Annotated in this window: 18 protein-coding genes; 4 read left to right on the top strand and 14 right to left on the bottom strand. The window is 43.4% G+C overall.

Annotated elements, in window-relative coordinates; genetic code table 11:
• Positions 1–2: 2 nt before the first annotated feature.
• Genes GXP75_RS21600 through GXP75_RS07835 form a run of 3 tightly spaced genes read right to left on the bottom strand, consistent with a single transcriptional unit; the run spans position 3 to position 2,849 of the window.
• Positions 3–2,138 carry a ribonuclease YeeF family protein gene (locus GXP75_RS21600; RefSeq protein ID WP_242556519.1) on the bottom strand — a complete coding sequence of 712 codons (2,136 nt, stop codon included), beginning with the start codon at positions 2,136–2,138 and terminating at the stop codon, positions 3–5.
• Between the two features lie 18 nt (positions 2,139–2,156).
• Positions 2,157–2,417: a YwqI/YxiC family protein gene (locus tag GXP75_RS07840; protein WP_242556518.1), complete on the bottom strand. Its 261-nt coding sequence runs from the start codon at positions 2,415–2,417 to the stop codon at positions 2,157–2,159.
• Between the two features lie 9 nt (positions 2,418–2,426).
• Positions 2,427–2,849, bottom strand: a complete 423-nt coding sequence (locus GXP75_RS07835) for a YwqH-like family protein (RefSeq protein WP_242556517.1) — start codon at positions 2,847–2,849, stop codon at positions 2,427–2,429.
• A 368-nt stretch (positions 2,850–3,217) separates the two neighbouring features.
• On the opposite strand from GXP75_RS07835, the gene GXP75_RS07830 reads away from it, so the two are divergent.
• Positions 3,218–3,436, top strand: a complete 219-nt coding sequence (locus tag GXP75_RS07830; protein ID WP_242556516.1) for a hypothetical protein — start codon at positions 3,218–3,220, stop codon at positions 3,434–3,436.
• A gap of 55 nt (positions 3,437–3,491) precedes the next feature.
• On the opposite strand, the gene GXP75_RS07825 is transcribed toward GXP75_RS07830, so the two are convergent.
• From GXP75_RS07825 to GXP75_RS07805, 5 genes are all read right to left on the bottom strand, one after another.
• Positions 3,492–4,808: a UDP-glucose dehydrogenase family protein gene (locus tag GXP75_RS07825; protein WP_242556515.1), complete on the bottom strand. Its 1,317-nt coding sequence runs from the start codon at positions 4,806–4,808 to the stop codon at positions 3,492–3,494.
• 398 nt (positions 4,809–5,206) lie between these two features.
• Positions 5,207–5,977, bottom strand: coding sequence for a tyrosine-protein phosphatase (locus GXP75_RS07820; RefSeq protein ID WP_242556514.1), 771 nt, complete (start codon positions 5,975–5,977; stop codon positions 5,207–5,209).
• 97 nt (positions 5,978–6,074) lie between these two features.
• Positions 6,075–6,740, bottom strand: a complete 666-nt coding sequence (locus GXP75_RS07815) for a CpsD/CapB family tyrosine-protein kinase (protein WP_034718218.1) — start codon at positions 6,738–6,740, stop codon at positions 6,075–6,077.
• Positions 6,741–6,759: 19 nt separating this feature from the next.
• Entirely contained in the window at positions 6,760–7,506 is a 747-nt protein-coding gene (tkmA, locus tag GXP75_RS07810; protein WP_061570873.1) for a protein-tyrosine kinase activator TkmA, read from the bottom strand.
• Positions 7,507–7,761: 255 nt separating this feature from the next.
• Positions 7,762–7,905 (bottom strand): YwzD family small protein, encoded by a 144-nt coding sequence (locus GXP75_RS07805; protein ID WP_010790160.1) that lies wholly within the window; start codon positions 7,903–7,905, stop codon positions 7,762–7,764.
• Positions 7,906–8,110: 205 nt separating this feature from the next.
• Between GXP75_RS07805 and GXP75_RS07800 the strand changes: the two genes are divergently transcribed.
• Together GXP75_RS07800 and GXP75_RS07795 are read left to right on the top strand one after the other, a co-directional pair.
• Entirely contained in the window at positions 8,111–9,721 is a 1,611-nt protein-coding gene (locus GXP75_RS07800) for an SWIM zinc finger family protein (protein WP_242556513.1), read from the top strand.
• On the top strand, positions 9,708–12,482 hold the full coding sequence (locus tag GXP75_RS07795) for a DEAD/DEAH box helicase (RefSeq protein ID WP_150224591.1): 2,775 nt from the start codon (positions 9,708–9,710) through the stop codon (positions 12,480–12,482). Before GXP75_RS07800 ends, GXP75_RS07795 begins: the two co-directional genes overlap by 14 nt.
• A gap of 122 nt (positions 12,483–12,604) precedes the next feature.
• Here GXP75_RS07795 and GXP75_RS07790 read toward each other — a convergent pair whose 3' ends face one another.
• From GXP75_RS07790 to GXP75_RS07775, 4 genes are all read right to left on the bottom strand, one after another.
• A complete protein-coding gene (locus tag GXP75_RS07790; protein ID WP_242556512.1) occupies positions 12,605–13,462 on the bottom strand; it encodes a Cof-type HAD-IIB family hydrolase in 858 nt (285 codons plus the stop codon).
• Positions 13,463–13,467: 5 nt separating this feature from the next.
• Entirely contained in the window at positions 13,468–14,244 is a 777-nt protein-coding gene (locus GXP75_RS07785; protein ID WP_061570962.1) for a transcriptional regulator GlcR, read from the bottom strand.
• A gap of 226 nt (positions 14,245–14,470) precedes the next feature.
• Positions 14,471–14,812, bottom strand: a complete 342-nt coding sequence (gene ssbB, locus GXP75_RS07780) for a single-stranded DNA-binding protein SsbB (RefSeq protein ID WP_106044689.1) — start codon at positions 14,810–14,812, stop codon at positions 14,471–14,473.
• A gap of 77 nt (positions 14,813–14,889) precedes the next feature.
• Entirely contained in the window at positions 14,890–15,273 is a 384-nt protein-coding gene (locus GXP75_RS07775) for a hypothetical protein (protein WP_214916181.1), read from the bottom strand.
• A 174-nt stretch (positions 15,274–15,447) separates the two neighbouring features.
• Here GXP75_RS07775 and GXP75_RS07770 point away from each other — a divergent pair, with 174 nt between their 5' ends.
• Positions 15,448–15,858 carry a YwpF-like family protein gene (locus GXP75_RS07770; protein WP_061570879.1) on the top strand — a complete coding sequence of 137 codons (411 nt, stop codon included), beginning with the start codon at positions 15,448–15,450 and terminating at the stop codon, positions 15,856–15,858.
• A 277-nt stretch (positions 15,859–16,135) separates the two neighbouring features.
• Here the strand turns inward: GXP75_RS07770 and GXP75_RS07765 are convergent, their stop codons facing one another.
• Both GXP75_RS07765 and GXP75_RS07760 read right to left on the bottom strand, forming a co-directional pair.
• A complete protein-coding gene (locus tag GXP75_RS07765; RefSeq protein ID WP_242556511.1) occupies positions 16,136–16,795 on the bottom strand; it encodes a class A sortase in 660 nt (219 codons plus the stop codon).
• A gap of 83 nt (positions 16,796–16,878) precedes the next feature.
• Complete coding sequence (locus GXP75_RS07760; protein WP_242556510.1) at positions 16,879–22,854, bottom strand: SpaA isopeptide-forming pilin-related protein; 5,976 nt, start codon at positions 22,852–22,854, stop codon at positions 16,879–16,881.
• Positions 22,855–23,125 lie beyond the last annotated feature (271 nt).

The raw sequence follows: 23,125 nt of genomic DNA, 5'->3' as shown, positions 1-23,125 counted from the left end.
TTTTACCTCCTTGGAAATAGTTTTCCTGATGGTGCTCCCTTTCCATGTATACCCGCTTGATGTTCATCAGGGTATTTTGCCGGATGAATATTCCACCACTCATGAGGGCCACCAAAGTTGTTCTCTATGATATGATGAGCATCATACGGTTGACCAACACTTCGGGCAATTTCTCCATTCTTATCAAACACCGCTTCTGTATATCTAGGCCACTTTTGACCGGTTTTTTCTTCCCATTCTGCAATCAATCTATCTTTCAAACTCGATGTAAATTTGCTCCTATGCTTAGCTGTCTCTTTTGGTGTTAATTTTTCATAGTTATTGTTTCTCAAAGCTTCTTTTATATGGTCAATCTGCTCTTTATAAACCTTTCGCCCAGTTTTAGCCTCTATATCTCTTAGATAAGCTTTCGCCAAGTCCTTATTAAGTTCACCAGTAGCTTTAGGACTTTCACTATGAACGTCTGCAACTTTCCGCACCTTAGACTCTTCTACATACTCTGTTTTCGGTTTTTTCGCAAATTTTCCATCACTTGTGCGAAACACTTTCGACGTGGCATCATAGAATACCTTCCCGGTTTGTGTAATATAGTGAATATGGTCATCAGCCACTTGTTTAAGGTAGTTCACTGGATACTGTGCGATTTTCTTTACAGCCTCTTTATTTATCATACTCTCAGTATGATGGCCGCTTTTCGCATAGGCATATGCTAGTTGGTTCTTTGATGATCCCATCAGCTGTTTTGCGAAACGTACGGTTTCACCAGCTGACTCTATCACCGATAAAGATCTTTTTTTGACTGATTGATATGTTTGATGAGCTACTTTTTTCACATGGGTTGGATTCACAACATGCCGTATATCTGATAGTTTCGTTTTAAGTGTCGATCCTTTATCCACATTCCGATACATTGATACACTATGATCAACGGATTTTGCCAGACTGCCTGCACCAACCATTCCCAATACAGCTTCCAGCGTACCTTGCTTCCGTTTCTCCTCAGACACTTTATTCCCAAACATATCCCGTCCTGTAACAGCTTCTGAGAATCCGTTTGAAGCAATAAGGCCGTATGCGCCCATTTCTGACATTTTGAGAATGTCTAAGGATTTGCCTGTTTTGTAGGCGTCCAAAGCGTGTTCTGCCGCGATTGCAGCTTTGCCGGTTTTGTAGATGGCTTTTCCGCCTTTGAAGGCGCGGCCTGCCCAACCGACGACCGGTATGAATCCAGCCGCGGCCATCGCTCCTGCTGTCACACGTTCTGCGGCGGAGAGTTTTTCGCCAGTGACCGGATCGACGCCTTCTGTGGCTCTTTTATAATCATAATAGCCGGAGACTTCACCCGTAAAGGTGCAAATTCCGTCCCATGTTTTTTCATACCACGGTTTGTTCGCTTCTTCTTCTGCTTTTTCCTGAAGCCGTCTTGCTTCGGCTTGCTGCTCTTTTGCCTCAATATAAGAGGTTCCCTGTTTCTCCACTTCGATTACGCTTTTATAGACTTCATTGCTGTGGAAGGCTTTTTTGTCATAGTACATAGGGGTTGCGCTTTTTCCGTTGCTGGTTGCCTGCATTAAAACAGAATACTTGCTGAGCACTGCGTTATCCAGAGATTCTAAATTTTGATACTCAGTTGTCAGTGATTCATCAAGTTGATCGACTGCCGTAATCGTATCCCGTCTGATCTTCTGGGCATTGTCCATCTTATCGGCGTAATGATCAAGCGAATACATGTCCAGATCGATAATATCGCTGATGCCTGACAAAATGGAATCGATTTCCGCTTTGTGGGCGGAGACAATCTCTGACGCTTTTAGATCTCCGTTAGGCAGCTCATGATCCAAAAACGAAGTCTCTACATAAGAATCACTGAGTTCTTGATCTTTAATGTCGCCTGAAATGCCTTTTAAAAACGCAATTTGAGAGGAGACAAGCGTCAGCCAGCTGTCAACGATTTCCGCTTGTCCTTGAAAGAAATCTTTAATATTGTCTGCGCCTTTTCCTTTAAAATCATCACCTAAATCAGCAACGCCTTGAAACGCTTTTTTCAGCGTATTCAGCTGCTCTTCAAACGTTTCATATTGCTTTTTTCTCTTCTCCGCTTCATCTATTAAAGATTGTGATTCAAATACTTTGCTCATCGCACTGCCCTTTCTACGCTATTTTACGGCTATCGCCTCGTCTTGTTCCTTGAGTGAATCAACATTGTCTTTCGTATCCTCGATGTTTTTGTGCACCGCTTTCTTGTAATCTCCGAGCATGGTACGGATGTTTTCTTCTCGTTCATTGTACTTTGACGTATAGTCGAGTTTGTTTTTCCCATTGGAGCCGGCGGCACCGATTGTCACATCGGCAAGCGCATCTTTGACAGACTCCAATGTTTTGATCACTGTATCGTACTTCAGCTTAATTTCAGACATGAGAAAGAATCACCACCATTTCAGTTTATTTATTTGTTTGGCTGCTTCATCTAAGAACTCTTCTCCCTTAGCAAGCGTTTCGCCAGCAAGGTTTGCTGCGTACAATTCTCCGGTATAAAGAAGTTTATCCGCTTCAAGTCCCACAACCTTCATCTGTATGGAAGACATATACTCGTTATATTTATCATTCACAATCTTGGATGCTTCCGACTCGGCATCTTCTCTTCCCTTATCAAAATCATCCGCTTTTGTTCCTTTCCAGTGCTGTCCCAATTCCGGTTTTACAATTTCCTTAATTTCAGTAATTGCTTCTTCTTGCAGCGTGTCTATATCCTTTTTTGCTTTTTTCAGTTTTTCAATCTTGTCTTCTACGTCGGAAATTTTTCCGTTAAGCGAACTTTTGATATCAGCTAAATAGCTTGCATAACTCATCTGCATCACCTCTTCATACTCAAAAAGCCTTACGGAATGCTTTGTGATGATAGGCTTTTTCACGTTTTATTTCCATATATTATATTTTAAAATAGTTAGAAGGCTGCTTAAATAGGGTAAAATGCTTATTTTACCCAGCTTATATGCTCAAAAATAGCCTAAAAATAAGGTATAAAGACTTGTTTTTCCACTTGATATCCCGAAACAGGCAGAAAATATTTAGTAAAAGGGTGAAAGTCACGGTACAAAAGGCGCTTGACAATAAAAACAGAGGCCTCATGAAATGACCAGTCTCTTTTGTCTATTAGTTCTTACCCATTTGGAAAAAATGGATATTTCCATATAATAATTGAATATCATTCATTGAAATGAGGTCAACGAATGAGCTATTCAGTCCCATGATGATGTTTTTCATTGTTTTTCCATTTCTCTTCGCCATTGTATACCGCCGGGTCGGGGGATTCTCAATTAATCAGTTGGCTGATCATCTTTCCCTTTATTACATTTATCTGCGGGGCGATTACTTGGCTGATTTACAAACTGATTCCGGAATGAACCGGATCGCAGCAGCATTCTCATTGATATAAAACGATTCATAGCCGCAAAAAAAGAAAGTGGGACGGCAAGCTGCCAGTCTCACTTTCACTTTGTCCCGGGAACAACCGTCTTTCTCCCCACTGATACATATTCCACACCGGCCTTGACTGCTTCGTCCAGCTCATGGCAATTCCGGCCGTCAAATATAATTGCTTCTTTCATTACATCCTTATAAGTTGATAAAGAAAATTGCTTAATCTCTTGCCAATCCGTTAAAATCATCACAGCATCCGCGTCTTTTACAGCCTCTTCTATGGTTTTCGTATAGGTCACCGCCTCAGGAAGAAGCCGTTTCGCCTGGCTGACGGCAATCGGATCATATGCTTTGATATTGGCGTCAAGCGCAGCCAATCGGTTAGCAATAACAATCGACGGTGCGTCTCTCATATCATCCGTATTCGGCTTAAAGGAAAGCCCTAAAAGAGCAATGGTTTTGCCCGTTACCCCGCCGAGCCGGTTCAGCACCTTATCAACAAGCATCTCCTGCTGGTTGTTGTTGACTTTGATGACCGATTTCAGAATTTCAAAGTCATGCTCTACATTTCCGGCAATTTGAACTAGAGCGTTTGTGTCTTTCGGAAAACAAGAACCGCCATATCCAATGCCCGCTCTCAAAAACTGGCTTCCGATTCGTTTGTCCTGGCCCATTCCGCAGGCGACAGATTCAATATCAGCGCCAACTTTCTCACAAATATTTGATATTTCATTAATGAAGCTGATCTTCGTTGCCAAGAAAGCATTAGACGCATATTTAATCATTTCCGCACTTCTGATATCCGTTTTATAAATCGGAACGCCAAACGGGAGAAATACCTGCTCCAGCGTCTCAGCGGTCTGATCATCGTCAGCTCCGACCACGATACGGTCTCCGTGGAATGTATCTTTTAACGCCGAGCCCTCGCGCAAAAACTCCGGATTGGAAGCGATTGAAATATTCACGGGGGATACAAGGTGTTCCGCTATCTGTTTCTTTATATCATCATTTGTTCCGACAGGCACCGTGCTTTTCGTAACCACAATGGCATCTTGTTTCACATGCTCGGCAATACTTGCGGCCGCTTTTTCAATATATTCAAGATTGCTATGACCGTCGATTTTTTGCGGTGTGCCGACGGCTATAAATATGATTTCAGACTGGGACAGTCCTTTTTTATAGCTTGTTTCAAAGCTCAGCCGTTTTTCTGCTATATTTTTTTTCATCATTTCTTCAAGTCCGGGCTCAAAAATAGGTGAAATTCCTTTCCTCATTTCCTCGACCTTCCGTGTGTCAATATCAATACACGTCACTTGGTGGCCGATTTCAGAAAGAGAAACACCTGTCACAAGCCCGACGTAGCCTGTGCCGATCACTGTTATCTTCATTGTTTCCCTCCACCAGTTCAATTGCTGTTTTGCAGCTTATGCTATTATCTTATGAAAAAATCCTATCATGAATTCCGCAACAAGAATAAGAATATGGGTGTTTCTTAAATTAATCCCTGAGGATTCATGCCCTCCATCATGCGTGATCAAATTCACCCCGCTGGCGATGGTCACATGATCGCCGACCCCAGTCACTTCGTTCTTGTGTGAAAATAACAGGCCCTTTCGGATCTTCCAGCTTAATTAAAATCACCACCGCGATAAACAATACGCACAGCGAGACCCAAAACGGAGCCCATTACCCCAATCAGCCAATATCGTCCGGCTAACGGCACGACAGCCTTTACCGCAATATGCAGCCTGTGTCCCCCTCCTGTTTTTCTCGCGGTGTCACTTTTTCACAACGAAAACAATCCTAAAAAATGCCTTCGTTTAACATGTACCGGGGTTTCTTTGTATATCGTTTTGTTTTGGAGCAGCAGCTCAGCGTTTTCCGTCATCATATATGTGTACTCAGCGCCTAATTTTTTACGAAGAACATCGAGCCCGTCCTGATACCGAAAATCTCTGGCTTTCAAATTATGCGCATCTGACGCTATAAAATGAACCAAGTGTGCTTCTGCCAGCTGTAGCGAGAAATTCTTTATCCGTTTTCCAAAAGCCCCCGCAAGACTGCCTGCTGTAATTTGGGCTGCCGCGCCTTTTTTCACAAGGTTATGCAGCAAGGACGGGTTTTCGTGAATCTCTCTATTTCGTTCGGGGTGGGCGATGACAGGAATATAACCCTTTACCTGCAAATCATAAAAAAGCTGTTCGGCATATCTGGGGACTTGCTCTGATGGAAACTCTATTAAAATATATTTCGTAGCATTCAGTGAAAGAAGCTGATGTGCCGTCATGTCCTCCGCCAACTCTCCGTACAATCTGATTTCTTGGCCCGGCAGGACGTTCAGCGGCACTTGTTCCCTTATTAAAAGCTTGTTCAAATGCCCGACTGCTTGTCTGACTGCCTTTGGATCGTTTTCATATTTTCCATTTTTATGATGCGGTGTCGCAATGATCGTGGCGATTCCTTGACTGGACGCCGCTCTCGCCATCTCTAAACTTTCTGAATATTGCTTTGCCCCATCATCCATTGACGGGAGGATGTGACAATGGATATCAATCATGCGAATGTCCTCCTAATAGGATAATAGACCTACTGTTATTCCAAAAATAAATAACGGGCATCGCACGCTATTTATTTTTATTCTTTATGCTGAATGATCAGTTACCATAGTAGGCGTAGTACGAATTCTTAGTTATTTTCTTTCCGTTCATCACCGCTCCAAGCAGCTTGCTTTTGCATGTTGCCAGCACCTCTTTTGCTTTTGCCGCTTTTTCTTTATCAGTTTTTCCGCTCGAAACCACCATGATTGAACCATCGACATAGTTTCCTAAAATTTGCGGATCTGCCACCGCTAATAGAGGCGGTGTATCAAAAATAACCATGTCATAGCATTCATATATGTTTTCCAGCAGGTCTTCCATTCCTTTTGAAGACAGCAGCTCTGCCGGGTTCGGCGGGATGGGGCCGCTCGTCAATATATCCAGATTGTTCTCTTCGGAAGGGTGCACAGCCTGTTCAAATGAGATTTGTTTTAACAAAATAGATGTTAACCCATCCGCATTATCTAGCCTGAATGTGAAATGTACGGTCGGTTTACGTAAATCTGCGTCAACTAAAAGAACTTTTTTTCCCTGTTGGGCGAAAACAACAGCGAGATTGGCAGCTGTCGTTGATTTTCCTTCTCCCGGACCGGCTGATGTGATGATCAGCGATTTCACCTGGCTGTCTATTGATGAATATTCAATATTTGTTCGAATTGTTCTGTACTGCTCTGAGTTCAACGACTTTGGCTCTGTCATCGTAATGATATTTCTTATGCTCATCAGAGAACGTATTGTTTTTTTACGCGCCAAAACGTCCGCTCCCTCCTTTATCAGATTGGATCCCGTTGACATGTTTGTTTGCGTTCAGCCTGTTTTCTATGGTTGAAACGGTGCCCAGTATCGGAATGTCCAGCAAAGATTCGAGCTGGTCTTCTGATTTAATGGTATTGTCCAAGTATTCCAGCAGGAAGGCAAGTGCGATTCCTCCCATTAACCCGACAACAAACGCAATGGCGATGTTCAGCATAGGCCTTGGTTCCACTGGAGACGGATTGGCTGAAACTTCCGCTTTGGAAAGAATGCTTACATTGTCCACATTCATGATGGAAGTGACTTTATCCTTAAAGACAGAAGCGACATTATTGGCGATATCAGCGGCCAATTCAGCATTCTCGTCCTTTACTGTAATATTAACCACCTGGGAATCCTGCTCACTGGAAACAGTGATTTTTTCATTCAGTTCTCCGGATGACATTGAGAGATTCATCTCTTTAATCACATCATCTAATATAACCGGGCTTTTTATGATGACATTGTACGTGTTAATCAATTGCAGATTTGTCTGCACTTCATTATATTGAACCTCTTTTTGTTCGCTGTTTGATTGGTTGACCAGAATCTGAGTTGAGTTTTGGTAGACTGGTGTGAGGGCATAGAAGCTGATGACTCCGCTCAAAACTGTTGCTGCTGCAGTGATTGAGATGATGAAAAGTATGCGTTTTTTCAAGGTTATGAATATTTCTTTTAAACTAGTAGTTTCTCCCATGATACCTCCAAATCAGTTGATAATTGATTCGAAATTCTGTTGCTGCCAATTTATTTTTTTCCAACTATGATTATACAACTTTGGTACAGCATTTCTAATCATTTCACATGACAAAAAACGACATTAGATGACATTTGGTTATTTTTACACCCCTTTTGTAAACGCTTAAATTACTGTGCTGCCAAAGCGCATACTCGGTATTACCTTTGGAAGAATCGGCTGAAATAAAAAAACTCCGCGATGATTCTCACGGAGTTACGTCACATATCCTTTTTTAATATAAGAAATTAAATTTTCAAGCATTTCCTTTGTGGTAATCTCGGTTGATTGTTCTCCCATGTCATGCGCATGCATCAAAATTTTCAGAAACTCTTCTTGATTTAACTTCTTGTTATTCATCGTTCGGTTCCTTTCAGCTTCCATTAAGTTGAAAACAGGATTATTATATGATGTCGGTTGTTGTTTTGCAATAGTCTAATACATCATTCGACAGTTCTAGTTTTTTATGTCCTTTTTTAGGAAAAACTTTTTCGAGCCGACGTGTTGCGATATAATAGAGGAATTGGAATCTTTTTATTAAGTGACTCGGTTAGGAGCGATAATCATGCTTCAGGATATGATTTCTAAAGACGATGTGCTGGCAGCGGCTGAACAGATCAGACAGCTTCTTCCTTATGACGAGGATAACGTTCAGCTGATGAAAAGGGCGCTTATTTTATATCGGCAGGATTCGGTCTATCGTGTAAAAGCGGAAAGCCCGACCGAAGTATCTGCTTATGTGCAGGATGTTGTGCCTGTGCGGGTCACGCTGAACTTGTTCCTTATGGTCAAAAGCGGCTGTTCATGTCCTTCTGAAAAAATCTGCCGCCATGTGCTGGCTGCTTTTTTATATGTATATGCAACATTTGAACGGGTGGGTACCTTTACTGATGATTGGCTGGAAAGGGAAAAGCTTGAGGAAAGCAAAGAGCTTGTCCGGCGGCAGTTCCAGGAAAAACTTCTTCCTAATGAAAATTCCCTTTCCAGCTGGCTCGCTTTCTTCGAGGCGGAGTTTTCCTTATGGGAAACGCGGACGCCTGAAGGAAGCCAAACCATGCAGGGACTGTACTACGGCTACTTGTCGGCACTGAAAAAACATGCCCCGAAAAAACCGGAGCTGAAAAGCTTATATCAAATCCATTCAGCGCTCGCCGTATGGCTTCACATGTTCTCATTAATTGAATCAGGGAGGATTGACCCTGAGAAGGATTTTTATTCTCTCAACCCTTACGTAGAGCAGCTGATGGATACGATATACGATTCGATAGATAAACTGAAAACGTACGCCCTGTCCTTTGCGCTTGATCCTTTTTTAGAAAAAACACCGGATGTGGTCCGCAGATTATTGTTAAAAGAAGATTACTTTCAGTATGAACGGCTGCGTGTGTTTGGGGAAATCTGGAGCTCGCTGTTGTCCCGGCCAAAATGGGTGGCGCGCGAGCATGAGGTTTTAACAAAAGAAGCAGGGAGACGGTTTTCTCCTGAGGTGCAATTCGGCAAGCTGCACCTTGAATTTTTACAGAAAAATGATGAAGTGATTTTCAGGGAGGCAGAACACTTTCCGCCCGAGTCGCTGCCTTATACATTCCAATGGCTGAGTGAAATAAGTGCGAAAAAGGACTGGAAGCGCCTCAAAACATGGTATCAGCGTATCGAACCGATCGCCATCGGATATACGAAGCTTGATAAACCTTTTAAGGAAATCCGCGATGTGATCAGCGAGCTGTTCTTTGTTTTGAATGTCTATGTGAAGCAAACTAATGACCATGCGCTGTTTGAGCGTTATGCCGCAGGCTGCCTTCCATATACCTTCACGGAATACAGCCATTATTTGTATGAAAAACGGCGGTTTGCCGAGTGGATAGAGATTCACAGCCTTGTCGGATTTTCTGTGTGGGAAATGGAAAAAGAGATGATTAAGGAAATTTCAGCGAGCGACCCCGAAGCGCTCATTCCTTCCTACCACCGCGAAGTGGCCTTTTATATTGATCAGAAAAACCGCAGCGCGTATAAAGAAGCGGCACGCCATTTGAAAAAGCTCCGCACCTTATATAAAAAAGCTAAGAAACAAAAAGTATGGGATCGGTATATCAAGCAGTTAAGCGGAAATTACAGGCGCCTGCGCGCCCTTCAAGAAGAACTGCAGAAAGGAAAATTAATTGATGGCGAGTCTTAATGAAATTCTTATTCATGTCGAACAAATGGAAGATTGGGCTTTTACGCTGTCAAGCTTTGATGAAAAAGAACAGCCTCTTTCTCTCAGCCAAATGAAAAAGCACCTGTTCCAATGGCATGAGTCTTCATTTTACGGAACGTTTCTGGAAGATGTCAGCTTCATCGGCACAACGGCTGTGCTGCTTTCGCCATGGATGGCTGTAGAGCTTCTCGGTAAGAACTCGTTCAACACGTTCAGCTCCGTGCAGCTAACTGAAGAAACAGAGCCATTAATAGAAGCGGCCTCCACGATTTATGAATTTATTGCTGACGGCGATTTTCTTCCCGATTATGAAGCTTGGACAAAGGGCGTATTTCGATGGAAGGATCGGGATGGCATTCTTGAAGGCTTCACAGCGGACTGGTTTTCAGCAGCGGTTCACGATTACATCCGATATGATGACGAATTAAACGAGAAATGGCAGAAAATCGAAGCACAATATCCGGCAGTCACCACTTTCCGCGGTCATTTTCTTGATGAAAAGGATTTTCTTGAGGGCATTGGCTGGTCTGATGATCCTTCTCCGTTTACCGTCGGCCTCCGTCTGAACGAACCTGAATTTGACGGAGATGATTGGAAAATTGAAATGTTTTTGCGTGATAAGAAAAACGGCAGCATACAGTTTTTTGACGGGCTGAAGAGCCTTAAAAAATCTTGGCAGCAGTTCAGCGATAAAATCGCGCGGGAGCAGGACCGTTTTCATAAAACAGTCCCTTGGCTGTCGTTTGATTCAGGCACCACGCTTATCTCTGAGGAAGAGGCTTGGATTTTTTTATCTGAAGCAAGTGAGACGCTTGTCGATATGGGCGTTGAAATCCTTCTGCCGTCATGGTGGCAGATTGTCAGAGAAAGCAACATGATGCTGAAAGCTAAAGTATCTTCTACACCGCGCGGCGAATCATTTGTCGGTATGAATGCATTGCTTGACTTTAACTGGCGGTTTGCGACAAACGGGATTGAGCTGACAGAAGATGAATTCAACGAGCTTGTCGCAAACAACAGACGGCTTGTTAATATTCGCGGACAGTGGGTGAAGATTGATCCGAACTTCATTAAACAAATGAAACGGCTGATGGAGCAGGCAGAATCAGAAGGCCTTCATATGTCCGATGTGCTGTCGCGGGAGCTGATGGACCAGCAGGAACATGGCCCCGAAGACGCTGAGCTAATTGATTCGTCAGCTTTTGCCGGCATCCAATTCGAACTGTCTAAGCAGCTCAGATCATTGATTCGTAAGCTCACAGCCGCCGAAAATCTGCCTGAACATGAGGTCAGCCCCGCGTTTCAGGGCACGCTCCGCCCCTATCAAACATACGGCATGAATTGGCTGCTGTTCCTGCGGGAAAGCGGCTTCGGCGCCTGCCTTGCCGACGATATGGGATTAGGGAAAACGATTCAAATGATTGCCTATTTCATTCACATTAAAGAGAACGGACAGCAACAGACGCCGTCTTTGATTATTGCGCCGACTTCCGTGCTCGGCAACTGGCAGAGGGAGCTGCAAACCTTCGCTCCCCAGCTTTCCGTGGCGCTGCATTACGGCCCGCGCCGCAAGAAAGGCGAAGGATTTGCCGAATACTACAAAGATGCTGACGTTGTCCTTACCTCTTACGGCCTGTCTCACACAGACGCGGATGAATTGTCCTCTGTCACATGGAGCACGATTTGTCTTGATGAAGCGCAAAATATTAAAAACGCGCACACAAAACAATCAAGGGCCATCAGAAAACTCAAAGGGCTTCATCATATTGCCCTCAGCGGCACACCGATGGAGAACCGCCTGACTGAGCTCTGGTCTATCTTTGATTTCATGAATAAAGGCTATCTCGGCAGTTTGACAGGTTTTCATAAACGTTATGTGCTCCCGATTGAGAAGGACCGCGACGAAAAACGAATTGAACAGCTTCAGCAGTTAATCAGGCCGTTTTTATTGCGGCGTACAAAACGAGATGAAGAAGTGGCGCTTAATCTTCCTGACAAACTCGAGCAAAAAGAGTTTATTCCGCTGTCAGCCGAACAGGCGTCCCTATATGAACAGCTTGTGAAAGATACATTTGAACATATGTCGTCACTGACCGGGATGCAGCGTAAAGCACTGATTCTCAGCATGCTCGGACGGCTGAAGCAAATATGCGATCACCCGGCGCTTTACTTAAAAGAAGACCAGACGGAGCTGCTGGCGGGAAGATCGGTCAAGCTGGAAAAATTGCTTGAGCTGATGACCGCGATCCGCGATCAAAACGAAAGCTGCTTAATTTTCACGCAATATATTCAAATGGGGAACATGATGAAGCGATTGCTTGAAAAAACCTTCGGTGAGCCAGTTCAATTCCTAAACGGAAGCTTGTCCAAACAAGACCGCGACTCTCTCGTCGAAAAGTTTCAAAAGAAAGAATATCCGACTCTGATTCTTTCGCTGAAAGCGGGCGGCACCGGGCTCAATCTGACAGCCGCCAATCACGTCATTCATTATGACAGATGGTGGAATCCGGCTGTTGAAAACCAAGCCACTGACCGGGCATACCGCATCGGGCAGGAGCGATTTGTCCATGTTCATAAAATGATTACAACGGGAACAATTGAAGAAAAAATTGATATGATGCTTGAAACGAAGCAAACGCTGAATGACCAAATTATCCAAAGCGAAAACTGGATTACCGAGTTGTCCACAGATGAGCTCGAAGAATTATTCACATTAAGCGCCTCAGCGCAGGCACAATAACCACAAAAAAGCTGGCTCCTTAAAAGAGCCAGCTTTTTTCCGTTCATAGCCGTCACGCCGAATTTCACAGAATCCGTTACGCCGGTTATGTTCAGGATGCACTTTTTTTCGATAAATAAACCTTATAGCAAATGCCGAATCATATGGGCAATACCGTGTTCATCATTGGTCAGGGTTACAGCGTCGGCTATCGCTTTGATGTCCTCCCGCGCATTGCCCATCGCTATGCCTTTTCCGGCCGCCTCCAGCATGGATCTGTCATTTAAGCTGTCGCCCACGGCTGCGGTCTCATTCATTGGGATGTTAAGCCGCTTTGCCAGCCTTTCAAGCGCCTGCCCCTTGGATGCCTTTTTGGAGGAAAGCTCAAAGTTATGATCAGCAGAGCTGACAAGTGTCAGATCTTTATCATACTGGTATCTCTGCCACCCGGCCTCCAGCTTTTCTTTGAAGAAAGAAAAACCAAGAATGTTGTAAAAATCAATCTGTTTATCCTCCTCAAAGAGCTCTTGAAACGTGTTGATATAAGCGAAGCCCGATTGACTGTATTGCACCTCGGCTGCCTGCATAAGAACGGAAAGGTCAGCCTCTGGATTTGCACTTTTGACCCGGTCAAGCTCAACATCAAGGAGCTGCCTGCCGTTTTGCGGCGTATAAATGGCTGAGTCTGTAAAAACCTCGTAATAATAGTTTTCTGACTCGAGCCATGAGAGAATGTCATAAGCCCGTTTTTTATCGATTGTTTCCTGATGGTAAAGCCTGCCGTCAGGGTCGTGAATGACGGCGCCGTTCGCACTGATGACCCACGTTTTGATCCCGAGCGGTTCAAAAATTGACACGACATCAAAATAAGCGCGCCCCGTTGATACAACAACCTCAACCCCGTCCCGCTGCGCCTGCCGCAGAGCTTTTTCATTTTCTGAGCTTACTTGATGCTTACTGTTCAGCAAGGTTCCGTCTAAGTCGATCGCAATCAATTTCATGTTTATCAGCCCTTTCTTTCATCCTGGTCTGTCACGAGAAGTTCCACGCCATTAAGGTCAAGCAAGTCGCAAAACGCTCGATCCGGCAGCCGGTCTGTGATCAAGAGATCAATTTCACTCAGCTCGGCATACTGATAAAAACCGGTGCTTCCCAGCTTTGAATAATCCGCAAGAGCGATCACCTGCTTCGCCTGCTGAATCATTTTTCGTTTCACCAGCCCATCTTCTTCATGCTCGATCGTAATGCCATGTTCAGAAATGCCGACAACACCGATCAGCGCTTTATCGACGTGATAGCTTGAGAGCTTTTCAATCACAGAGGCCCCGTACAAAAAACGGTGCTCCTTTTCAAGCTTGCCACCGAGAAGATAGATCTCGATACCGTCTTTGTCTGAGAGCACTTCCGCGAGATTAATGGAGTTGGTGATAACCGTACAGTCGTCTGCATTCAAGTGCTTAGCGCACGCCTGAACGGTTGTAGACGCGTCTAAAATAACCCGGTCGCCATTTTGGATCAGTGATGCTGCGAGTTTGCCAATCTTGTTTTTTTCCTCGGACACTGTTTTCAGCCGGCCGGAATACCCTTGGATTTTCTGATGCACAGACGGCAGAATGGCGCCGCCTCTTGTGCGGATAATAGCATTCTGTTCCTCCAGCTTCACAAGATCCCGCCTTGCTGTATCTCTGGACACTTGAAGGAGCGTACAGATCTGCTCTGTTGTAATGCGGTTATGCTCTTTTAAATAATCCACAATCGCTACTAATCTTTCTTCTTGGTACACACCCTCATTCCTTTTCATATAACGTTATCCTTAAGCGATTATAAGTTTTTATATAATAACAATCAATATTTTCAAGTGAAATTAAGTAAAGATGCATCGTAAGAACCAGTTTTTCCTAGATCAAACAAAAAGAAAAAACCAGTCTGGTCGACTGGTCAATACAGAGGGGATGATGCGAAGAAAAGTAATTGCGAATGGGATATAAAGCGGGAGGAGCCGGGGGATATCAATCGGCAGCTTTTTCCCGGGCTTTAGAATCCATAAAACGAACAGTGTCAGCCATCACTTCAGTTACGTACACTTTGGCACCTTCCGCATTTTCATAGCTCCTTGTCTGAATCCGTCCGCTTATGCCGACGAGAGAGCCTTTTTGGCAATATAACGCCGTGTTTTCGGCCGTTTTTCTCCAAAGCGTGCAATTGACGTAATCCGCTTCAATTTCTCCTGAAGCATTTTTGAAGCTGCGGTTTACCGCGATTGTAATGTGTGTGACTGCCGCGCCTGCGGAAGTGTACCGAAGCTCAGGGTCTTTTGTTAAACGTCCGACAAGCATGACCTGATTGAACAATGCGATTCCTCCTCTCCTTGCGGTTACATGTATTGTAGACGGTGCATCGAGAAAAGAAAAACGCTTAAAATCTGATTTCAGCCTCTGTTTTTATCTTTCGTTTTCATTTTTCCCTCAGCTAAAAACAGCTTTTGTTTTTTCTCTCTAAAGAAATATGTATTTTTTAAAAACCGGAAAAACAAATTAGATGTCAACCGATGCTGCGTATTCATACAGACATAAGAAGAGCCGTCCCATGCAAACCACTGAAAGCTGAGCTTCTTTTCCGGGAGCGACAACTGGATTTTGTACTGTTCCATCCCATCATATGTTTCGTATAAAAAAGTCATCCTCTCTTTTCTATATAGATGAACCTCAAAAATATCTTTACGGCTTAACATATAAGTTTCGTTCCATTGAATCAAACGCTGATCCGCCGGAGTGCCGTCAATATAAATTTCCTTTAAATGAAATCGATTCATACACACCTCTCCGTAATCCATATTCAGTTACAGTATAATGAAAAAATAGAAATTATTAAATGTTGTACCAGTACAAAAAAACTTTCCCCTGCATTACAGCGTTTTCACGGGAAAATGAATATGTGTTATAATTCATTTTAAGAATTCTTTGTAAGTAAATGGGGTGAGATAAAAATGAAAACCTTTAAACTGGTTGACTTGAACGTGGAACGAGTGGACAAGGAAGAAAAGTCAATTGAACAGTTTCCCCTTATTGACGGACTGATTATAAATAAAGAAGACGGCGAAAATCACTGGCTGATTGAAGCGCTTGTTCCGAAGGAGCACCTGTCTTTTTTTGACCAGCTTCAAAAAAAACAAGATGAAGTCAAAGTGTTTGTGACGATTACAAAAAAAAGCAACCGTCCCGCCCAGCTTACTGCAGCTGTGAAGAACATTGCTGAACTGGAAGAAAGCATTTCGGTTTTAATTTACGGACAAATGGTAACAAGAAAACAGCAAGGCACTGCAACCATTTTGGAATCTCTTGTGGAAGAGGGCTATACAGGAGCGAATTTGATTGAGGCGTTTAAGCAGAAGATATAAAAGAGAGTGGAAATCATCCCCTCTCTTATTTTACATTTGGATCCATTCTGTCGATGAGTTTTTCTGATCACGACGGAACTTATATCTTACGTGATCTAAAAAACGAAAAAACATTCGTCTACGAAGATCAACGCGCGAAACAATGGACATATTAAACAAATATATTCTGCATTAGAAAAAAGACTGCCTTTTATCACAAGACAGTCTTTTTTCATTTTCTTGTAATTAAAAGAACGATTTGAAGCGGTTTTGGAAAATAAATGGCACACACACATCTTCACATTCCGCTAATCGATCTGTCATTTGTATGACCGACAGTTTCAATTAATTTTCCTTTCACTGCGATACGTCCTTCGGTTTCCACAGCTTTGTCGCATGTGATTAATGTAATTTCTTTTTCTGTTGTATCCTGAATCACATCTGCATCTATTTCAGAAATCATTTTTATTGATGTCACAGAGTAAATATAATCTTTTTTGAAATCTGTGATCACAATTTTGGCGCCTTTTTTTATGTTGGCCAGTGGTCCGAATAAAAGACTCTTCTGCTTCAGGTGATGGCCTGCCAATGGATAGTTTCCCTCGCCCATTTTCTGATCCGGACGCATTGTTGCCGCCCCGATAAGCAAGTTTTCATTGGTGGTGCCTTTTAATATGGGGAGCTTCAGATCCACACTTTCAATGGTGATCCTGCCGATTATTGCCTTCGCATCCTGATCGAAGCCCGCCTTTATAGCTTCCGTTAGCGTAGGCGGCTGAATGGAATCGAAATCAAATTCTGCTTCTTCCTCATTATTTTCTTGCAGTTGGCCCACAGTCAATTCAGACTCATACTGGTTTTTGCTAAAGTAGGCGATGAGGCTTCCTTTTATGAAAGGAGAAAAGATAAGCAGCAGGCCGGAAAGAATAAACACCGCAATGATTATCTTTTTATACATGCAGTACATTCCTTTCTAATGTGTCATGCTATGTGTTTAAAAAAGCACCTGATCAAATCTTCAATGATCAGGTGCCATCACATTTATGCCTTTCTTTGTTTCTTTCTTGAGACATGAGCCATAGCTCCGCCTGCTAAGAGCAGCAGAATGCCGATCATAACCGGCACCGTACTGTCTGTATCACCGGTTTTCGGAAGGGAATTGTGTGTTTTCGTATGGCCAGCTGTATCATCGGCTTTTGGATGTGAGTCGTCTGTTTTCACATGACCATCCGTACCATCGGTTCTTGGATGCTGTCCATCTCCCTTCACATTTTTATCCGGTGTATCATTGCTCGGCGTTGGCGTTTTTAATTTTTGATTAGAAGCGACAATCTCAACAGGTTTTGGCTGTCCTTTTTCAATTGTGAATACAATTGGTGTTTCATCCAGTTTATAGCCATCAGGCGCCTTCGTTTCGATAAGCTGGTAGCGTCCCGGCGCAAGGCCTTTGATAGTGAATTGTCCATTTTGATTTGTTTTCCAGAATTCCGGAAGTCCTTTGCCATAGCCGTCGGTTTTTACAGGCTTGCCGCTGGCATCCAATAACTTGAATTCAGCACCCTCCAAAACGGCTTTTTTATCGTCTTGATCCACTTTTGTCAGTTTCACGTCGCCTGGTGTCAGTATGTTCTCTACGTTGATTTCGACTGGCTTTGTTTCAGTATTGGTGATCTTGAACGATATTGGCGTTTTATCCAAACTGTAATTCACTGGCGCTTTTGTTTCGATAAACTGATATTCTCCCGCTTTGAGACCGTGTACGGTAATCTGTCCTTTGTCATCAGTTGTCAGGCCGGATTTCAGAACTTTGCCGTTGGCATCTGTCAGATTGAATTCTGCTCCTTGGAGAACTTTCTCTTTATCATGTTGATCCACTTTTGTGAGAACGACACGGTTCTCGGTGTTGACAGCTGTTACTTCAACTTGTTCTGGTTGGCCGTCATGTTCAGCCTTAATAGTGAACGGCACCGGGCTTTCGGATAGGAGATATCCGTCTGGCGCCTGTTTTTCAACAAATTGATAGCTTCCCGGAGCCAAACCGTCAACCTCAATTTTGCCGCCTTCTTTTGAGACAAGGTCATCTCTTACTGTGTTTCCATTGTTGTCAACGATTTTGAAAATTGCACCGGCTAATCCTTTTTCATCTTGGTCTACTTTCGTTAACTGAACTGAGCCTTTATAGTTAATGGCTATCCCGGCATCAGTAGATTCCGGTTTTCCTTCTGCTGATTCGGAGATGGTGAACTCTTTTCTCTCAGTGTTCAGCACATATCCTTCAGGCGCTTTCGTTTCGACAAAGGCGTAGCGTCCAGGTACGAGACCTGAAGCTGTGACTTTTCCTTCTTTATCAGAGGTCAGCTCTTCTTGAACTGTATGGCCTTCATGATCAACAATCTTGAAGACGGCTCCTTCAAGTTTCTGCCCTTCAGCATCTTCCTTCACCAGCTGAACGGAGCCTTTATAGTTAACGGCTATCCCGGCATCAGCTGATTCCGGCTTTCCTTCTGCTGATTCGGAGATGGTGAACTCTTTTCTCTCAGTGTTCAGCACATATCCTTCAGGCGCTTTCGTTTCAACAAAAGCGTAGCGTCCAGGTACGAGGCCTGAAGCTGTGATCTTTCCGTCTTTATCCGAAGTCAACTCTTCTTGAACCGTATGGCCTTCGTCATCGACAATCTTGAAGACGGCTCCTTCAAGTTTCTGGCCTTCAGCATCTTCCTTCACCAGCTGAACGGAGCCTTTATAGTTAACGGCTATCCCAGCATTAGTTGATTCCGGCTTTCCTTCTGCTGATTCAGAGATGGTAAACTCTTGTTTCTCGATGTTTAATACATATCCGTTCGGGGCTTTCGTTTCGACAAAAGCGTAGCGTCCCGGGGCAAGGCCCGAAGCCTCGACTTTTCCGTCTTTATCCGAAGTCAGCTCTTCTTGAACCGTATGGCCTTTGTCATCGATAATCTTGAAGACGGCTCCTTCAAGTTTGTGCCCTGCGGCATCTTCCTTCGTTAAATAGGCCCTTCCTTGATAATTGACCATTTCTCCTAATTCTACGTCAGACACTTGATTCTTATCATTCTTTGCGATTGAGAAATGAATCGCTTTTGTATTCACGATAAAGCCAGCAGGAGCTTTCGTTTCTGTCAGGCGGTAATAGCCCGCCGGCAAACCATTCATTTCAATTTTTCCGTTTTCATCGCTTTTGATATTCGTTTCTATTAAGGTATAGGTGCCGTTGTTTGCCTTTTTCTCCAGCTTGAAAACAGCACCAGCTAAAGGATTTTTTTGTTCGTCTTTTTTGATAAGCGTCACCTTGTTCTGTTGATTTACGACTTTGTGCAGCGCCCCTGCCTTGGAGGAATTGCTGTCTATCTTAATAGAAACTCCATTTACATAAGCGTTACTGATGGTATATCCGTCCGGCGCTTTTACTTCTTTTAATACGTAAGAGCCGTAGCGAATATTTCCAAATGTAAGCTTACCATCGGCATCTGTTGTGCCTGTACGCAGAAGCTGTTTGGCGTCTTCGGTCCATAACTGAAACTCAGCTCCGTCTAGAGGTGTATCGTCCTCTCCGGTTTTAAAGATCGTCAGACTACCTTTTTCTCCTGATCCGGAACCGCCGCCGCTTGAAATTGCAACATAGATCGAGCTGCTGTTTTCCTGCGTCTGTTCTTCTACATTCGCACCTGAAATCGACACTTTATTGCTGACGTGGCCGCTGGTGCCGGCTATATTAATCATCGAACGGTATTGGATGACATAGGCGCGGTCAATTTGCTTGTAGCTTCCAGTAAATTTAAGGACAAATGATTGTTCACCCGTTGTATTGTCGGTTTTGATGTCTAATGTATAGTCCTTGTCTTTTTGAAGCTCGGTATCATCTGCGACAAGATTTCCGCTGCTGTCCTTAATCACACCGTTTTCATCATATTTTGCCTGATACACTTTAAAAGAATCTGCATCTAATATTTGATTTTCATCAGGAGTGTCCATGACTTTGACGTCATTCAGTGTCGATTGGCTGGAGTTGACATTAATGTTCCAATCAATATAGCTTCCATTCTGTTTGCCGCCCTTGAAAATCAGGTTTCCTCCGTTCGCAACCGAAACGGAGCCAGTCAAAGTGCGGTCTGAATAGCCGTCATTATGGTACGTTGCTTTATTTGTGTACTGACTTTGCTTAATCACCTGTCCTTTAAGCGATGTTTTAAACTCAATCAAAAAAGGTACAGAATCGTCTGTTTTAAGATGTACAGTCAGCGTACGTTTATTGTCGGCTGAAGGCTCTTCCACGTCATACTTGGAAGGGTCAAGCGCGTCTCCTTCTGTGATGGAGCCGTTTTTATTGATCGTATAGCTCTTTACCACAACAGAACCCGGCACAAATTGCTGAGGATCTGCTATAACATCTTTTATATATGGATTTTTTGTGGGTTCGCCATTATAATTGATGCCGACTTTCCACGTGATTTCCTTTGATACCCCGTTGTATGATCCGTTTTTGAAACCATTATTTGAAGTCTGATGATTCGGTGTAAAACCGCTTGATACCTTATTTGTGCGGTCATTGCCGTTTTGATCAGTCCATGTTGAATGTGCTGTATTCTTGACGCTTTCGTTAGAATAATCAGCATTAAATGTTGTTTTGTAAGTGATCTTAAACTGACTGTCTGTTTTTTTGTAATCCCCGATCAATGCCAATGTAAAGCCTTTATGGTCGGGTTTTTTTGTCCACGTGTAATCTTTGCCTTCCTGCAAAGTTTTGTTATTCGTCGTGTCTTGAATGTTAAATGATTCGTCAACCAGCGTCAGTCCGCCGCTGTCGAATTGATCATCTAAAGTCCAATTGTTCATTGTATAGCGGTTTTTATTAATTGTGATCGTCCAATCAACTTTCTTCTTCTCATAATCAACGTTTGAATAACCTTTGACCAGATTCTGCTGATCGGCTGTTCCAGTATCTTCCTTCGTTTCTCCCGTACCGGTCACCGCAGTGTTGGTGTATTTTGTAGGTTTATCAATGATCACTCCGCTGTTGACCTGTGTTTGATACGTAATTTTGTAAGCACCGGTAACAGCTTGATTAAATTTGATGTCAAAGCCGCTTCCATTGTCGGTCAGCGTGTAGTCCGTGCCTTCCTTTAAAGGGACTCCGGTTTGCTCGCTGCCGTTTTGGCCAAATGTAACAGGAATGACCTTCAATGAGTCAGAAACGAGATGCAAATCGTCTGATCCAAAAGTGTCCTTGATGCTGGCTTTTGATTGGTCTATCTTTTTCTCACCGTAATTGTAGAGAATCGCCCAGCTGAACGTTTGAGATTCCCCATTGTAGCCGGTTGAAGATTTTTCAATCATTTTTCCATATTTGGCCGTGACTGTAGCTTCTGCAGAAATTGGTTCCACATTGTCACCGCTGAATGCCGCCTTGTTGGTCAGCGTCACATTTCCGCCTTCGCTCGGCTTGGCACTGTTGTCAATATCAGTTTCGTATACAAGGCGGTAGGCTGAATCAATTGTCCCATCGAACGTGACATTCCCTTTTGCATCTACACTGTAGCCTGAAGATACTTCGCTGCCCTTCGTTACCGAACCATCAATGTTCACATCGAGTTCATATACCTTAACCGAACGGTAGTTCAATCCTTCTGGTAGGCTTTCTGCGAGTTTTGCATGTTTTACGCGATCTAATTTTTTATTGATATCAACCGTCCATGTTACTTTCCCCGGGTTAATGCCTTTATCCAAAGTTCCTGATTTATCAATGGTTTTACTCACTTTCGGTTTAAAATAAATCGTTACTTCCGGCGTATCTGAATGAACAGGGAATGTAATGGTTTGTGTTGTAGACCCTTTAATTTTTTTCTCATTAAATTGCGTATTTACGAACAATGTTCCTTTGACATTTGTAGCTGTTTTTACATCGCCGTTAAAGGTCATGACCACATGGCCGGTTGTATTAATTGAAAAAGTGCCGTACGTGTTGCCGCCGGCGCTTAACGGCTGGTTCACAATGTCATTGTGCATAACAAATTCTTTAGGCAAATCAAATTCATACTTATCGCCGTTTTTTACCGTTTTTCCCAACTCATCGGGAATGGCCCAGTCAATTAAAATTTTCGCCGGAGAATTCGTATTGGCACGATTGCTTTTGTCAAATGGTTCTCCGTTCTCATCTGTCAATGTCACGCCGGTCAAAATATTTTGGGTAATTTGGCCATCACCGGCTTCAAGACTTCTGAATGCCGATTCGCTTGAGGATGTGATTTTTGAATCGCTGCTCTTATTAGAATCATCGCTCTTAGAGTCAGCGGAAGGCTTTGTTTTCTCTTCTTTTTGATCAGCGCTGACTGGAGATTCTGTTTTGTCATCTGCACCTGCCTGATCATCTTTAGGTTCTGAAGAATCCGCTTTTGGCTCTTCTGAGTCAGAATCAGATGTCTTATCGTGCTTTACAGGAATAATCACCTGCTGAGTCTTGCCTTCTCCCAGTTGAAAAAGGGTTTCTACGGAATGTACGCTTTTCGTATCGGCGATAAACGTTGCAGGCAGTGTCATTTCCCCTTTTGCGGAACCTGCGGCTGAATTGTTCAATTTCACCGTAAGTGTGCTGCCGCCTGCTGCCGCTTTATAGCTGCCGATAACCTGTTCAGCTGACTTCAATTCACCTTCGGCATCTTTATCAAATTCAAAACTTTTAGGTATCTCTAGGGTGATGTCTTGGTCGCTTGCGGCTTCTTCGTTGTTTTTCAATGACCATTCGTATGTCAGTGTCACTTTATCTCCCTGTGTTAACGCAGGTTCGTTGCCCGTTGACCCGTCAACAACCTGATCATTGCCGTCTTTGACTTTCACTGAATCAAAGAATGGGCTTACACTTGTCGACGTACCGGCAGCCTTTGCTATAGGAGTATAGCTTACAACCTGACTGAAGAAGAAAAGCAGCGCAAAGCATGTCGTCAAAAATGTCTTTAGCCTTCTGTTTTTCTTTAGGCCGGATGGAAAATTCCTCGCTCTCAAAATCTCATTCCTCCCCTTTTATTCATTTTTACGTTCCGGCAGATTCTCGAGACGATGGGTCTCACTGCCTCTTCCCCCGAAAACATCTGCAATGTCGAATGAGTTTTCAAAGTCATGAAATATTGACCGGATGGAGTCACATCCTGTTCATTCGAACCAAACTATATTGTATGAAATGGAACTATACAATTTCTGTACATATAAATATGCTTCAGCTGACTTAGCATGAGGGCAAGTTCTTGAAGATCCAAATGCGCAAAAACGCAAAAAA

Source organism: Bacillus sp. HU-1818, from assembly GCF_022695965.1.
In the GTDB taxonomy this organism is placed as follows: domain Bacteria; phylum Bacillota; class Bacilli; order Bacillales; family Bacillaceae; genus Bacillus; species Bacillus atrophaeus.
This window is presented reverse-complemented; position numbering and strand designations above follow the sequence as displayed.

Coding starts and splice junctions, on each gene's coding strand:
- GXP75_RS21600 (WP_242556519.1), bottom strand. CDS start 2,138: ATGAGCAAAGTATTTGAATCACAATCTTTAATAGATGAAGCGGAGAAG.
- GXP75_RS07840 (WP_242556518.1), bottom strand. CDS start 2,417: ATGTCTGAAATTAAGCTGAAGTACGATACAGTGATCAAAACATTGGAG.
- GXP75_RS07835 (WP_242556517.1), bottom strand. CDS start 2,849: ATGAGTTATGCAAGCTATTTAGCTGATATCAAAAGTTCGCTTAACGGA.
- GXP75_RS07830 (WP_242556516.1), top strand. CDS start 3,218: ATGAGGTCAACGAATGAGCTATTCAGTCCCATGATGATGTTTTTCATT.
- GXP75_RS07825 (WP_242556515.1), bottom strand. CDS start 4,808: ATGAAGATAACAGTGATCGGCACAGGCTACGTCGGGCTTGTGACAGGT.
- GXP75_RS07820 (WP_242556514.1), bottom strand. CDS start 5,977: ATGATTGATATCCATTGTCACATCCTCCCGTCAATGGATGATGGGGCA.
- GXP75_RS07815 (WP_034718218.1), bottom strand. CDS start 6,740: ATGAGCATAAGAAATATCATTACGATGACAGAGCCAAAGTCGTTGAAC.
- tkmA (WP_061570873.1), bottom strand. CDS start 7,506: ATGGGAGAAACTACTAGTTTAAAAGAAATATTCATAACCTTGAAAAAA.
- GXP75_RS07805 (WP_010790160.1), bottom strand. CDS start 7,905: ATGAATAACAAGAAGTTAAATCAAGAAGAGTTTCTGAAAATTTTGATG.
- GXP75_RS07800 (WP_242556513.1), top strand. CDS start 8,111: ATGCTTCAGGATATGATTTCTAAAGACGATGTGCTGGCAGCGGCTGAA.
- GXP75_RS07795 (WP_150224591.1), top strand. CDS start 9,708: ATGGCGAGTCTTAATGAAATTCTTATTCATGTCGAACAAATGGAAGAT.
- GXP75_RS07790 (WP_242556512.1), bottom strand. CDS start 13,462: ATGAAATTGATTGCGATCGACTTAGACGGAACCTTGCTGAACAGTAAG.
- GXP75_RS07775 (WP_214916181.1), bottom strand. CDS start 15,273: ATGAATCGATTTCATTTAAAGGAAATTTATATTGACGGCACTCCGGCG.
- GXP75_RS07770 (WP_061570879.1), top strand. CDS start 15,448: ATGAAAACCTTTAAACTGGTTGACTTGAACGTGGAACGAGTGGACAAG.
- GXP75_RS07765 (WP_242556511.1), bottom strand. CDS start 16,795: ATGTATAAAAAGATAATCATTGCGGTGTTTATTCTTTCCGGCCTGCTG.